Origin of the sequence: Thalassobacterium maritimum, assembly GCF_031127805.1 — a bacterium.
Lineage (GTDB): Bacteria > Verrucomicrobiota > Verrucomicrobiia > Opitutales > Coraliomargaritaceae > Thalassobacterium > Thalassobacterium maritimum.
The window spans coordinates 23,497-36,019 of sequence record NZ_JARXHW010000004.1 but is presented as its reverse complement, the minus strand read 5'-3'; the positions used below and the strand labels follow the sequence as shown (position 1 = coordinate 36,019).

Genomic DNA, 12,523 nt, shown 5'->3' with positions numbered 1-12,523 from the left:
ACTAGAGCATCCCTCTAGACCGTGCGTGTGCACATATGTCAAGCTGTCGCCATATGCCGCGGAGCGAGTCGAGCATTTAGCCTTTTAGAGGGGAGCTGCGCTTATGTGCGATCCAGATCGTCAACGCGCCCGCCAGGATCATAAATACGGAGTAGAACTGGCCGCGGCTCAGGCCCAGCATGAGTGCGGCATCTGGTTCGCGGAATAGTTCACCCAAGATGCGCACGATCCCGTAGCCGACCAGAAATTCTCCAGCCAATTGACCTGCAGGTGGACGTGTGCACCAAAAGCGCCATTGCACGTAGGCCAGCATGAGCCCACCTTCGAGGGCTGCTTCGTAGAGTTGCGAGGGGTGGCGCGGCTCTGGACCATAGCTTTGCAAGACTGCATTGTAGTTTTTGGGGCTGTCTGGAAAGATCACTGCCCAACTAACTGTGCTGACGCGTCCCCAAAGCTCGCCATTGATAAAGTTAGCGATGCGTCCAAACATGAGGCCCAGTGGTGCTAAAGTGACGACGACATCGCCGAGCGGCAATAAGCCACACTTGTGCTTACGGGCAAACCAAACCAGTGCCAGTAATACGCCGACAAAGCCCCCATGGCTTGCCATGCCACCTTGATCGACTCGCACCACCAGCAGAGGATTGGCTAGGAAAGCACTGAGATCGTAAAGCAGCATGTAGCCCACTCGGCCACCGAGTAATACCCCCATGATAATCGCAGTCATTAAGGTCGCGCGGGCATCTGCATCGATGGTGAATTTACCCTTCGTATCGTACAGTTTCAGCAAGAGCCAGGCGCCCAGAAAGCCGAGTAAATAGGCGAGCCCGTAGTAACGAATGCCGTCCAGCCCCAGCGGGTTTTCTGGGAAACGTATCAAGAAGGGGCTCAGGTCATGCACCCAGTATTGGCTTTGTTCGATCATGGTGACCTATTCTCATACCGAATCCGCTCAATCACCAACTCTTTTCTTTGACATTTCTAGTTGTGCCGAAATCGTCTTTTTTATGATCAAGTCTTTCATTCTGGCGCTGATGTGCCTTTGTACTTTCTGCAGCTTCGTGACTCCCGCGCTCGCGCAGGACAACCTACGTGTGACTGTGGCCAACCTGAATCAAGATGTGAGCCTGCTGGCTCAGAACCTCAAAACCTTGCGCCTTGAGATTGAAGAGCTGCATCGTGAGAATGCCCGTCTGCGCTCGCAAGTAGCCGCTGCTAGTTCCAATCGCGATACCGAGGCCCAAATTACCAATCTGGCCTCAGCCATTGAAACCCTGCGCCGTGAATACCGGGCAGCCGATGAGGCGCAAAAACAGCAAATCCTGACCGAGGTGAACCGGCAGGTCGGTGCATTGGCCAGTGAATCTCAGGCAGCGATTAATTCGATTGCCAAGGCTGTAGACAGTCAGCCCCAAGTGAGTGCGCCTGTGCATTTCTCAGATGATTTTCCTAAGACAGGTAAGCCTTACGTCGTCCGTTCCGGGGATACGCTCAGTAAAATTGCCCGCGATCATGGCTCGACCATTAAGCACATTCAAAACGCCAATAAGATCGTGAATCCATCTCGTGACCTTAAAGTTGGCGAAACTATCTTCATTCCGATCGCTCAGTAAACATGTCCAATAACAAATCCAGACTCGGCCGCGGACTCGGTGGCCTCATTACCGGAACCGGCAGTTCTAAATCTCAGAGCAAGTCCGAGGGGAGCCCTGTGCCTGTCAAAAAAACGGCCCGTAAACAGGTGATCCCTAGTGCGGCTAAGACCAAGTCTAAGCCGCAGCCAGTGGCGACTTTGGCCCCCAACGCGCCCGGTTACCGTGAGATCGATGTGAGTGATGTCTTGGCCAATCCTTATCAGCCGCGTCGCGAAATTAAGGAAGATCATATCGAAGACCTGGCTAAGAGTATCCAGTCGGAAGGCTTGTTGCAGCCTGTCGTGGTGCGCGCCAAAGAGGGTAAGTTTGAACTGATCGCGGGGGAACGCCGTTTGCGCGCCTACCAGCAATTAAAGCTCAAGACCATTCCAGCACGTATCATCGAGGCCAGTGATGCTTCTTCAGCCGCACTTGCTTTGATTGAGAATTTGCAGCGTGAAAATTTGAACCCGATTGATGAGGCACTCGGCTACGCCAGCTTAGTGCGCGATTTTGATTTGACTCAAGAGGCCGCTGCGGAACGCGTGGGCCGAGGCCGTGCCACGGTGGCGAATGCCTTGAGATTGTTGACTTTAGGTTCGGAGATTCAAGGCTTCTTGAGCCGCCGTCTGATTTCGACCGGACACGCGAAGGTCTTGCTAGGACTGGAGAGTGAGGAGCATCGTAAGTTGCTGGCGCGTCGGATTATTGAGACGGGGATGAGTGTGCGCGAAGCTGAAGCTCAAGTGCGTCGTCTTAAGGACTGCAATGCTGCGAACGGTAAAAAGGGGGGCAATCACTTGCCCGAGGCGGAGCAAACCGCCATTCGCGACCTTGAGAAGCGTATCGGTGAGCACTTTAATACACGTGTCGCTCTCAAGCACAGCGCGAAGAAAGGCCGCATCACCATCGAGTATTTCGGCAATGACGACCTCGATCGTATTCTAGAAAAATTGGGGCTGAAGTAAGCCGTGCGGGCAGCGGGGCTCACTCCTTATTTTGGAGTGAGAGACCTGCTTTTTCGAGGTCTGCGCCGCTGGGTGCTTGATAGGCACTTAGCCCAAATTCGGGCATTACGGACAACAGGTGGTCAAATATATCACCCTGTATGTCTTCGTAGCGTGCCCAGGCGATGTCGTTGGTAAATACGTATATCTCCAGCGGTAGCCCCTGTGAGCTCGGAGTCAATTGGCGCACCAGCAAGGTCATGTCCTGATGGATCTGTGGATGATTGCGCAAGTAGGCCACACAGTAGGCGCGGAAGGTGCCCACATTGGTCAAGCGGCGGCCGTTAATCAGCTCGGAGAGTTCCTCGCCCACGTCATCGTTGTATTTCTGAATATCTGCCAGTTTCTCCTCCAAGTATGGACGCAGTAGGCGAATGCGCTTGAAGCGGTCCAGTAAATCCTCGTCGGCGAACTGAATAGTGCGCATGTCAATGTGAAGCGCGCGTTTGATACGGCGACCACCAGCTTCGCTCATGCCACGCCAGTTTTTAAAGGAATCTGAGATTAGTGCGTAGGTCGGAATGGTGGTAATGGTTTTGTCCCAGTTTTGTACTTTGACCGTTGTGAGTGAAACATCGATGACATCGCCATCTGCCCCGCGGGCGGGCATTTCAATCCAATCGCCGACCATTACCATGTTATTGACCGATAGCTGAAAGCCGGCCACTAGTCCAAGAATTGCATCTTTAAAGATTAAGAGCAGGATGGCAGTGATGGCCCCGAGTCCGGAGAAGAGCACCAGCGGGGATCGATCTAAAATCGAAGAGAGGATAAAGATGAAACCGATTAAGTTGATCACCAGTTTGGCGGCCTGTACAAAGCTCTTGGCGGGATAGCGTCGCCCCATTTTGCCGCGCTCCCATAAGGAGCGCGCAAAATTCAAGACACCATCAATCACAAACAATATGATGACGATTAGGTAGGTGTTGACGATTAGTTGGAAAAACTCCGCGACTGTAGGGGATTGATCAAATAAAGCAGGGGAGAAAAAATGTATGATGGCCGCAGGTACAATATGCGAAAATCGCACGATAACATTGTGCTGGATGAGCAAGTCATCCCAAGTCATCGAAGTCTTTCGGATGATTGGGTGCACGATGTGCGCGATGAAACGTTTCGCTACAAAATTGGCCAGCAAAGCTAAGATTAAGAGATAAATGATAGAGCCCAGCAGGCCAAGCATGTCGGCAGTACCTGCGTTCATTTTAAATTTTACGAGCCATTCACTGATGATTTCGGGAGTCATCCTGCAGACTGTTGATGCACTTTTGCTGGCTGACAATCTTTCCTTCGTCATTGTTGCGAATAGCTTGCCATTCGGAGATTCCGGCTGCATGACATGTTACATGCCATTACGATCTCTACTAGTAGTTCTTCTTAGCTGCTTGCCGGTTTGGAGCTTTGCTCAGAGCGATAGCTATGCTTTGCAGCGAATCTTGCAGCGCTACACGGAGGCTTATGGTGGTTTTCGCGATGCAGATGCCTTATCTTCGTTGAGCGTCGAAGGCACGATAGAGCAGAATGGGCAGAGCTTTGATTTTCTGATGCGTAAGAAGCGCCCTTATTCTTTTCGCTATCGACTCTCGAATGAGTGGAGCCGCGTGGTGACGGGGTATAATGGGAAGGAGGCTTGGCTGCGCTCTGAGAGCCAAGGTCAGGCCACGATCCGTGAGCTCGATGAGGAAGAGACGCGTGATTTACGTGTGTTGGCCCGCTTTGATAGTCCGCTTTTTCGTGCGCTTGAAGAGGGCGATGACGAGATCAGTTTTCTGGAGCGTTCCACTTTGAATGATCGCAGTGTCTATGTGCTCGCTGTCGAGCAGCGCGAACGTGGTCTTTGTCACTATTTTGTGGATGTCATCACTGCTCACGTAGTGCGAGTCGATCAGTTCGATCTGAGCGGTGAGTTGCAATTGCAAATTCTATACCGAGATTACCGGGAGGTCGACGGCTTTCCTTTCGCGCACGAAATCGAGACCCGCTTGGGGGACGAAAGGCTTTCATTGGCGAAAGTCGACGAGATTGAGGTGAATCCTGGCTTGCTCAGTTTCTATTTTGAAAAGCCGATCCACTAATTATTGCCGATGCTGTTGTCGTCCAGCCCGCCTTTGAGCCGATAGTCTAATTTAAGGCGTTCGATTTGTGTGCGCAGAGCACGTTCAAATTTTTCAAAACGGGCGAGAATGCCACGGGTTTCGAGCAGCTCTTGTTTAAATCGTCCTGAGGGGCAGAGCGTGTAGATCGCAAGGTCCAGCACATTCTCTGGTTCTTTAATACTGGATAGAAATTTCAACACCTCGCGCGGAATGTCGGCCCCGAGCCGCATCTGTGTCTGCATGAGTGTGAGTAGAGTGGGTTGAATGGAGTCTAGACTTTGCTCACTGCCGTCTGCTTCGCTCAGCACCTGATGGATGCGTGCTCGTCGATAGGGCTCCTCGCATACGAAGCTCTCTAGCTCGACCCGTGCCAGCCCCTGTAAGATTAAGTTAGAGGTGCCGTCGGGGTTTTGCTTGCAAGCGCGCACCACGCCCACGCCTGCGATCGAGTAGGGGGTCTCCAATACTTCGGCATCTTCCTCGCGCTCGTCCAGCGCAGCGACTGCAAAGATACGATCCTCTTCTAAGACATGCTGCAGCATCTCGCGATAACGCGGCTCAAAGATAAAGAGTGGCATCATCGCCTGCGGAAACAGTACGCACTGACTTAAAGTCATCAGCGGCACTTCGCGCGGAATTGCAATTTCTTGGAAACTCATAGTGGCTTGGTCGGCTGGCAGGCCGCCTTAGTTCCATTCGTCGGGATGTAATTTGGAGACATCGGGCGTTTCTGCTTCAGCATAATACACCGCCATACGGAAGTAGCGAATCTGATTCTCGGGCAAATTTTCGTTTTTTTTGCGTGCTTCCTCGAATAGGATCTCGGGCGCGCGCCCTTGTAGATCGTAGATCTCGCGAATGCCAAGGTCGATCAGGCTGCGTGCGACTGTCACGTCCATCCGTGGTATCCGCATCAGCGCTGAATTGAGCGCTTCATAATCGACCTTCTTTTTCTTCTTCTGTGGAAACATTGAGTTTTAGTAGCCACTGTTGGATTGCGCTGCTGACCCTTCGCAGATTGCTTGGCAAGAGGTCCAACCGACTCCTAGGCGGTGCACACCCATGTCGACGAAGCGTTGTGCGTCGGCCTGGTCGCGAATACCTCCTGAAGGTTTTACCTTGATGCGGCCTGCTGCTGTATCGAGCATGGTTTGCACATCCTCGACTTTGGCACCTTCGCCATTAAAGCCGGTGGAGGTTTTGACAAAGTCGGCGCCCGCACGAATGCAGACTTCTACCATTTGTTGAATTTGCTGAGTGTTGAGGTGGGCGGTTTCGAAAATGACTTTGAGTGGCACGCCTGCAGCGCGAGTTTGCGCCGCCACGCCGGCGACGTCGGCTTCCACTTCGGCCCATTTACCGGATCGGATCCAACCGTAGTTGGCGACCATATCGATTTCGTCTACGCCGAGTGCGATGTAGCGTTTTGCTTCATCGACTTTGGAATCTGGCAATTGAACGCCATGTGGGAAACCGAGCACGACACACACTGCCGTGTCGCTACCTTTGCAGTGTTGCTGCGCAAGCTCGATGTCGCAAGGACGCACACAAACGCTAAAAGCATTGAGCTCAATGCACGCTTTGACTGCTTCCAGCACGTCCGACTCAGTAAACTCGGCTTTCAGTATTGCGGCATCTAGGTAACGGCTAATCTTTGTCATAATTGGTATTGGTTTGAAGATGGATCTAGGCCAGTTTCGTGTGATCCGCAGATAGAGTCAATGCGCCTGATTAGTTGGCATTCAGAAACTCGATGTAAGGACCGAAAAAGCGGCCAAAGTCTTCAACCTGTGGCAGGTGCCCCAGGCCTTCGAGTTCCACCAGTGTGGCATTGGGGATGGCTTTCAATGCTGCGCGTCCGAGTTCGGGATAGTTGCCGAGCGTGGCTTTCACCTCTGCGCTGACTTTATTCTTTCCTAGTGCGGTGGTGTCGCGCTGTCCAATAATTAAGAGAGTGTGTTGGCTTAATTGCTTGAACTCATACACCACGGGTTGGTTGTAAATCATGTCGTAGGTGAGTGCTTGGTTCCAAGCCATAACGGGGTATTCTTTGCTTTGAATGAAGCGAGTCAGCATCTCGACGCCAGAGTCGTATGCACTCTTCCATTTGCCATCGTAGTAGGAGTCCAGTTGATAGGCGCGGATCTTTTCGGGAGTCTTTTTGAGTTCGGACTGATACCATTCGTCTATTGACTGGTAAGGCACTCCTTTTGCCTTCCAATCTTCGAGTCCAATGGGATTGAGTAGTGTAAGGCTAGTCGCCATGTCCGGATACATTAGCGCGAAGCGCGTCGCGAGCATACCCCCCATTGAGTGACCGAGCACTTGCACGTGCTCTACATTCAGTGATTGAAGTAAGTCATGCGTATTTTGCGCCAGTTGATGGAAGCTGTATTGGTAATGGCTCGGCTTACTGGATTTGCCGAAACCTATCTGATCTGGCATGATGACTCGATAGCCCGATTCTAGCAGTGCGTTGGCAGTTTCTTCAAAATATGCGCCCGAGAAGTTTTTGCCATGTAGCAGGAGTATTGTGCCATTAGAGCTGCCCTCGGGGGCGACGTCCATATAGCTCATTTCCAAGCTTTGCTCTTGGCTCTCAAAGGCAAAGTTGGCGACGGGAAACGGATATTCAAAGCGCTCCAAGCGTATATGCGCTTGGGCTACGGTCACGCTGAGTACAAAGAGTGTGAGTAGGTGGGAGATCATTCGCTTCATGCTCCCAATAGCTAGTTACTTTTTTTGCCAGAGCAAATGAACTCTGGCAAAAAAAAGTGATTTGACTACTTATTCAGTTTTACGTTGCGCGCACCACGCCAGTTTTGGCGATGTTTGCGAATCCAGTCCAGCAGGGCGCGTTCGAAACCAATGTCCTTTCCCAGCTTTTCGGATTCCAGCCATTTGTGACGTAGGATTTCTTCACGCTCTGCTAGAAACTCTTGGTAAAGAGTGGATCGCTGTGCAAATCCATGATTAGAACAGGTATCGGAAGCTGAATTCGGCATATCTTGTTTCTCCTCGCTCATTCGATAGAATCTCTCTTAGGCAAAGTCTGAAATCAACATGGAATCTCTCCGCTGGCTAGCTAAAAAAAGGGGCTGCGCTCTATTTCTTTACTAGATTGTCGAGAACTTGCCGTGCAATTTTCATAAACTCCTGCGAGGCTTTTGAATCTGGGTCGCTGATGACGATGGGAATGCCCTTGTCGCAGCCAATACGTATATTGGGATCGATCGGCAGTTGTCCCAGCAACTCTGTTTCGAGGCTGTTGGCAGTTTCGCTACCGCCTCCTTCGCCAAATAGGTTCTGACGTGAGCCATCCGGGGCTTCTAGGTAACTCATGTTTTCCACGACGCCTAGCAAGGGTACGCTGACTTTATCAAACATGCGTGCGCCGCGACGGGCGACGTTCGAAGCCGCTGGCTGTGGTGTGGTGACGATGACAGCTCCTTCCAGTGGGATGGTTTGCACCAATGAAAGCTGTGCGTCGCCCGTGCCAGGTGGCAAGTCCACGACTAAAATCTCGAGCTCGCCCCAGTTTACGTTTTGAGCAAATTGCTGGATCGTCTTCATGATCATTGGGCCCCGCCAGACTACAGGAGTGTCTTCGTCCACTAGGAACCCCATCGACATCGTGCGTACGCCGAAGTTTTCAATCGGCACAATCATATCGTTTTCCAGCTCTGGACGGCCCATTGCGCCTAGCATGAGTGGAATCGAGGGGCCATAAATGTCGCAGTCCATGATGCCGACGCCCGATTTGCCTTCTTCTTCCAGTAGTCGCTGTAGTGCGCATGCCAGGTTAACGGTGACAGTTGATTTGCCCACGCCGCCCTTACCACTGGCCACTGCGATCGCGTATTTCACCTTTTGCATGGCTTGACTGGTGTTCGGCTTGTTGCCGGGCGCGCCCGCTGGTGAAGGTTGTTGCTTTGGCTGAGAAATTTCCATCCGCACCTTAACGTCGTCGATCCCTTCCAGGGCGCCGACCGCGCTTTTGATGTCGGCTGCGATTCGTTCAGGTATCGTCGAGTCGGCTGTGGTGATTTCGATGCCGATTTGCACCTCTCCGTCGTTTTGCTCAATGTTGCGCACGAGTCCAAAAGACACGATGTCGCGGCTGAAGCCTGGGAATTTGACGCTTTTGAGGGCTGTTTGGATGTGTTCTGTATCTGCCATAGCTGTTTATAAAGCAAATTGAAACTCTCAGCCTGCAGTTCAACACGAAACGTAGAATTTTCATATTTTATATAAATCTGTTCACAAAGTGGATTTTCATTTGCGATTTTTCTACGCTTCGGGCTATTTCATGCCTATGCGTTTAACAGTCCTCTTATTACTTTCAGTTTTCTGTATTTCGCTCGCTCCCCGATCGGTATTCTCTGAAACAATCCAGCTTCAAGACTTGGTGCGCGATGGGGAAGGGCAGCTCGCGGTCGCGATTGATAGTAGTGATGGCACTATTAGTAATTTGGCGCGTCGTGCTTTTAATTTACATGGCGCTTATATTGTGACTGCTGGCGCCAATGCGGCCTTTCAAATTAAGATCGAGCCCGCGAGCGCTTCGTCGGTGCTGCTGACTGTGGGCTCGGGCCAGCCCTATACCGAGCAATTGCGCCGTACGGTCGCTGGTAGTGATTTGCAGAATGCAGTTTTGCGCGCCTGTGATCTAGTGGTTGAGGCGACACTACAAACTAAGGGTTTTTTCGCCGGACGCCTGGCGTTCGTTGGGAAGCAACGTGGCATTTCAGAGATTTATACTAGCGACTTACTGTTTAGTCGTGTGCGCCCTCTCACACGGGATCGCTCCTTGGTGACTGGGCCTAAGTGGGCCCCCGATGGACGTCACTTGCTCTACACCACCTACTTCAAGAGTGGATTTCCGGATATCTACCTGCTGGATGTCAATAGCGGCCGTAAAACACCCATTGCGACATTCAAAGGACTGAATACAGGCGCTGTATTCAGCCCCGATGGGCGGCAGATTGCGATGGCGCTTTCCGGCACTGGCAATTCCGAGATTCACGTGACGGATAGTCGCGGCAAAAATGCGCGGCGTCTTACCAATAACAAGAGCTTGGAAGCGAGCCCGAGTTGGTCACCCGATGGTCGTCGCTTGGTTTATACCTCAGATGCTCCCGGTAAACCGCAATTGTTTGAGATTTCCAGCACGGGTGGGCCGGCCCGACGTATCCCGACCAATATTAGTCGCTATTGCTCCGAGCCTACTTGGAATCCGGTGCATGATAACTTGATTGCGTTCACGGCCACCGTCAGCGGCGGCTTTCAGATCGCGCTTTATGATGCGAAGACACGTAGCAGCGAGTGGCTGACCAAGGGTCCCTCATCACTTGAGCCGACGTGGCTGCGCGATGGGCGTCACCTCGTCTTTACCCAACGCAATGGCGGCAGCACGCGTTTGATGCTGCTGGATACTTTGACTCAAAAAGTCAGTGCTTTGCACAAGCCCGCCTTTGGCGATGCTTCATCGGCCAGTTATGTTTACTAGAGCTTGCGCTTAGCGCAGCGCTTCTTTGACCAGTGCCTCGGTGCTGGCATTTGCGTCGAGCTTGGAGACTGCCTTGCGCACCAGTTTGTCGGCGTCGGCAGGCTTGTAGCCCAGTGTCATCAAGCTGCCCACGGCATCTTGAAAGGCGCTCGGTTCGGCCGCTGCGCTGAGCTCGCCCGCTGCGGGACTGTTGTTACTGGCGACCAGGCCGACTTTATCTTTTAATTCAATCACTAGGCGCTCAGCTGTTTTTTTGCCAATGCCTGGGCATTTAGACAGGAGTGCTACATCCGCACTGGCGATCGCGCTGCGCAGTAAATCTGTGGACATGCGACTGAGCATGCTGATCCCAATTTTGGGACCGATGCCAGATACCTTCTCGATCAGGAGGCGGTAGAAGTCGCGATCATCGCGGGTGGCGAAGCCGTAGAGCGTCGCGCTATCTTCGCGGTAGACGCTGTGGATAAATAGACTGCACTCTTTACCGATGGCGGGCACCTTCTCGGCGGTCGTTACGGGGATGTGAACCTCGTAGCCGACTCCGCCCGCTTCCAAAACGACTAAGAGCGGGGTGGATTCGAGAACGGTGCCTTTGAGTCGTGCAATCATAAGTCGATTAATCGGTCAGGCCGAGCACGTCTTCCATGTTATAGACGCCAGCGGCTTTGCCGACGGCCCATTGTGCGGCGCGAACTGCGCCTTGGGCAAAAATCTTACGATCAGTCGCGCGGTGAGTCAGCTCGATACGCTCGCCGTCGCCACAGAAATAGACGGTATGTTCGCCCACGATGTCACCACCGCGTATTGCGTGCACGCCGATCTCTTTACGTGGACGTGCGCCGACGAGACCTTCGCGCCCGTGAACGACTTGTTCATCTGCGATTTGGTAGCCATCCTTTAAAATTTCAATCAGGCGCTCTGCGGTGCCGCTAGGGGCGTCCTTCTTGTGGTGGTGGTGCATCTCCAGCACTTCAGGCTCGTATTGCTCGCCTAGAATGGCGGCTGCTTTGCGAGTCAAGTAGTTGAGAGTGTTGACGCCTACGGAGTAGTTACCGGCCCAGACGACGGGGATCTTGCCCTCGACAGTGGCTAGGATCTGGGCTTTTTCCTCGGAGGTGTGCCCCGTGGTGCCGATGACCAGTGGAAGGTTCTTTTCGACTGCGAGTTCAGCGATGCCAGCTGTGACTTCGTGAAAGCTGAAGTCAATGATCGCTTCGCAGGCATCGATCTGGCTGCGAGGATCATCGCCAGTGTCGCAGGCCGATACGATTTCAGCGTTATTGGCTTCGGCGATGGCAGAAATAGCGATGCCCATGCGTCCGCGTGAGCCGTTAAGAAGTAGTTTGAGTGACATATTTCGTAGTAATTCTAAGCGTTAACGAGGCCGAGCTCGGCCAGGATGGGGTCGAGTGCGGCGCAAGTCTCTGCAGTGATGCTGCTGAGTGGCAGGCGCACTTCGTCGGAAGTGATGATGCCGGCTTGCTTGAGTGCATACTTGATCGGTACCGGGTTGGGCTCGGTGAAGATGGCCTTAAAGAAAGGGTGATACTTGAGGAAAGTGGCGCGTGCCGTGGCGTAGTCGTTGTTGTTGGCCGCGCGTACCATTTGGACCAGTGGCGATACGACGAGGTTGGAAGCCACGCTGATCACGCCTGTTGCGCCCGAAGACATAAAAGGTAGGGTGAGTGCATCGTCGCCACTCATGACTGCGTAGTCAGGACCGAGGGCACGCACATATTCGGTCACCTTGTCGCAAGAGCCTTCGGCAGCCTTCATGCAGCAAACGTGCGGGTATTTTTCATAGAGCCGTGCAGTCACGTCGACGGAGATTTCGATACCGCAACGCGAGGGGATTGAATAGAGGATGATCGGCTTTTCGGTGCACTCGGCAACCTTGCTGAAGTGTTGAAATAAGCCCTCTTGACTTGGCTTGTTGTAGTAGGGAGCCACAACGAGGAAACCATCGGCGCCTGCCTTGTCGGCTCTTTGTGTGAGCATCACTGCTTCGTTGGTCGAGTTCGAGCCAGTGCCCGCGTAAACGGGGACCTTGCCAGCCGCTGCTTTGACCGAGGCTTGGATCACTTCGATATGCTCACTGTGATCGAGCGTTGGCGATTCGCCCGTAGTGCCGACGGAGACTAAGCCATCGATGCCACCTTCGAGTTGGTGGGCGATGAGCTTTTCTAAGTCAGCATACGCGACCTCGCCGGATTGCATGGGAGTGGCGAGTGCGGTAAAAACACCTGAGAATTGATTTGTCTTCATAGAGGCTTCAAA

At 52.8% G+C, this 12,523-nt stretch carries 15 protein-coding genes; 4 read left to right on the top strand and 11 right to left on the bottom strand.

Annotated elements, in window-relative coordinates; genetic code table 11:
• Window positions 1-76: 76 nt before the first annotated feature.
• On the bottom strand, window positions 77-925 hold the full coding sequence (gene lgt / locus QEH52_RS02775) for a prolipoprotein diacylglyceryl transferase (RefSeq protein WP_308948485.1): 849 nt from the start codon (window positions 923-925) through the stop codon (window positions 77-79).
• Between the two features lie 82 nt (window positions 926-1,007).
• On the opposite strand from lgt, the gene QEH52_RS02770 reads away from it, so the two are divergent.
• Complete coding sequence (locus QEH52_RS02770; protein WP_308948484.1) at window positions 1,008-1,613, top strand: LysM peptidoglycan-binding domain-containing protein; 606 nt, start codon at window positions 1,008-1,010, stop codon at window positions 1,611-1,613.
• 2 nt (window positions 1,614-1,615) lie between these two features.
• Window positions 1,616-2,602, top strand: coding sequence for a ParB/RepB/Spo0J family partition protein (locus tag QEH52_RS02765; protein WP_308948482.1), 987 nt, complete (start codon window positions 1,616-1,618; stop codon window positions 2,600-2,602).
• A gap of 19 nt (window positions 2,603-2,621) precedes the next feature.
• Here QEH52_RS02765 and QEH52_RS02760 read toward each other — a convergent pair whose 3' ends face one another.
• Window positions 2,622-3,845: a mechanosensitive ion channel family protein gene (locus QEH52_RS02760; protein WP_308948480.1), complete on the bottom strand. Its 1,224-nt coding sequence runs from the start codon at window positions 3,843-3,845 to the stop codon at window positions 2,622-2,624.
• Between the two features lie 142 nt (window positions 3,846-3,987).
• On the opposite strand from QEH52_RS02760, the gene QEH52_RS02755 reads away from it, so the two are divergent.
• Window positions 3,988-4,716: a hypothetical protein gene (locus QEH52_RS02755; RefSeq protein ID WP_308948478.1), complete on the top strand. Its 729-nt coding sequence runs from the start codon at window positions 3,988-3,990 to the stop codon at window positions 4,714-4,716.
• Here the strand turns inward: QEH52_RS02755 and QEH52_RS02750 are convergent.
• From QEH52_RS02750 to QEH52_RS02725, 6 genes are all read right to left on the bottom strand, one after another.
• A complete protein-coding gene (locus QEH52_RS02750; RefSeq protein WP_308948476.1) occupies window positions 4,713-5,396 on the bottom strand; it encodes an LON peptidase substrate-binding domain-containing protein in 684 nt (227 codons plus the stop codon). The genes QEH52_RS02755 and QEH52_RS02750 overlap by 4 nt on opposite strands.
• Before the next feature lie 27 nt (window positions 5,397-5,423).
• A complete protein-coding gene (locus QEH52_RS02745) occupies window positions 5,424-5,708 on the bottom strand; it encodes a helix-hairpin-helix domain-containing protein (RefSeq protein ID WP_308948475.1) in 285 nt (94 codons plus the stop codon).
• A gap of 6 nt (window positions 5,709-5,714) precedes the next feature.
• The gene (gene deoC / locus QEH52_RS02740) at window positions 5,715-6,398 is read right to left on the bottom strand and encodes a deoxyribose-phosphate aldolase (protein ID WP_308948474.1); all 684 of its coding nucleotides are present in this window, start codon (window positions 6,396-6,398) and stop codon (window positions 5,715-5,717) included.
• 70 nt (window positions 6,399-6,468) lie between these two features.
• The gene (locus QEH52_RS02735) at window positions 6,469-7,455 is read right to left on the bottom strand and encodes an alpha/beta fold hydrolase (protein WP_425609274.1); all 987 of its coding nucleotides are present in this window, start codon (window positions 7,453-7,455) and stop codon (window positions 6,469-6,471) included.
• A 65-nt stretch (window positions 7,456-7,520) separates the two neighbouring features.
• Window positions 7,521-7,742, bottom strand: coding sequence for a hypothetical protein (locus tag QEH52_RS02730; protein ID WP_345785438.1), 222 nt, complete (start codon window positions 7,740-7,742; stop codon window positions 7,521-7,523).
• Between the two features lie 100 nt (window positions 7,743-7,842).
• The gene (locus QEH52_RS02725) at window positions 7,843-8,916 is read right to left on the bottom strand and encodes an Mrp/NBP35 family ATP-binding protein (RefSeq protein ID WP_308948471.1); all 1,074 of its coding nucleotides are present in this window, start codon (window positions 8,914-8,916) and stop codon (window positions 7,843-7,845) included.
• A gap of 136 nt (window positions 8,917-9,052) precedes the next feature.
• Here QEH52_RS02725 and QEH52_RS02720 point away from each other — a divergent pair, with 136 nt between their 5' ends.
• A complete protein-coding gene (locus tag QEH52_RS02720) occupies window positions 9,053-10,246 on the top strand; it encodes a hypothetical protein (RefSeq protein ID WP_308948470.1) in 1,194 nt (397 codons plus the stop codon).
• 9 nt (window positions 10,247-10,255) lie between these two features.
• On the opposite strand, the gene ruvA is transcribed toward QEH52_RS02720, so the two are convergent.
• Genes ruvA through dapA form a run of 3 tightly spaced genes read right to left on the bottom strand, consistent with a single transcriptional unit; the run spans window position 10,256 to window position 12,511 of the window.
• Window positions 10,256-10,855, bottom strand: a complete 600-nt coding sequence (gene ruvA / locus QEH52_RS02715; protein WP_308948469.1) for a Holliday junction branch migration protein RuvA — start codon at window positions 10,853-10,855, stop codon at window positions 10,256-10,258.
• Between the two features lie 7 nt (window positions 10,856-10,862).
• Entirely contained in the window at window positions 10,863-11,600 is a 738-nt protein-coding gene (dapB, locus tag QEH52_RS02710; protein ID WP_308948468.1) for a 4-hydroxy-tetrahydrodipicolinate reductase, read from the bottom strand.
• Between the two features lie 14 nt (window positions 11,601-11,614).
• Complete coding sequence (gene dapA, locus QEH52_RS02705) at window positions 11,615-12,511, bottom strand: 4-hydroxy-tetrahydrodipicolinate synthase (protein WP_308948467.1); 897 nt, start codon at window positions 12,509-12,511, stop codon at window positions 11,615-11,617.
• Between the last annotated feature and the right edge of the window lie 12 nt (window positions 12,512-12,523).

Bases quoted from the DNA above. Each gene is read 5' to 3' on its own strand.
- lgt (WP_308948485.1), bottom strand. From the start codon at position 925: ATGATCGAACAAAGCCAATACTGGGTGCATGACCTGAGCCCCTTCTTG.
- QEH52_RS02770 (WP_308948484.1), top strand. From the start codon at position 1,008: ATGATCAAGTCTTTCATTCTGGCGCTGATGTGCCTTTGTACTTTCTGC.
- QEH52_RS02765 (WP_308948482.1), top strand. From the start codon at position 1,616: ATGTCCAATAACAAATCCAGACTCGGCCGCGGACTCGGTGGCCTCATT.
- QEH52_RS02760 (WP_308948480.1), bottom strand. From the start codon at position 3,845: ATGAACGCAGGTACTGCCGACATGCTTGGCCTGCTGGGCTCTATCATT.
- QEH52_RS02755 (WP_308948478.1), top strand. From the start codon at position 3,988: ATGCCATTACGATCTCTACTAGTAGTTCTTCTTAGCTGCTTGCCGGTT.
- QEH52_RS02750 (WP_308948476.1), bottom strand. From the start codon at position 5,396: ATGAGTTTCCAAGAAATTGCAATTCCGCGCGAAGTGCCGCTGATGACT.
- QEH52_RS02745 (WP_308948475.1), bottom strand. From the start codon at position 5,708: ATGTTTCCACAGAAGAAGAAAAAGAAGGTCGATTATGAAGCGCTCAAT.
- deoC (WP_308948474.1), bottom strand. From the start codon at position 6,398: ATGACAAAGATTAGCCGTTACCTAGATGCCGCAATACTGAAAGCCGAG.
- QEH52_RS02735 (WP_425609274.1), bottom strand. From the start codon at position 7,455: ATGAAGCGAATGATCTCCCACCTACTCACACTCTTTGTACTCAGCGTG.
- QEH52_RS02730 (WP_345785438.1), bottom strand. From the start codon at position 7,742: ATGCCGAATTCAGCTTCCGATACCTGTTCTAATCATGGATTTGCACAG.
- QEH52_RS02725 (WP_308948471.1), bottom strand. From the start codon at position 8,916: ATGGCAGATACAGAACACATCCAAACAGCCCTCAAAAGCGTCAAATTC.
- QEH52_RS02720 (WP_308948470.1), top strand. From the start codon at position 9,053: ATGCGTTTAACAGTCCTCTTATTACTTTCAGTTTTCTGTATTTCGCTC.
- ruvA (WP_308948469.1), bottom strand. From the start codon at position 10,855: ATGATTGCACGACTCAAAGGCACCGTTCTCGAATCCACCCCGCTCTTA.
- dapB (WP_308948468.1), bottom strand. From the start codon at position 11,600: ATGTCACTCAAACTACTTCTTAACGGCTCACGCGGACGCATGGGCATC.
- dapA (WP_308948467.1), bottom strand. From the start codon at position 12,511: ATGAAGACAAATCAATTCTCAGGTGTTTTTACCGCACTCGCCACTCCC.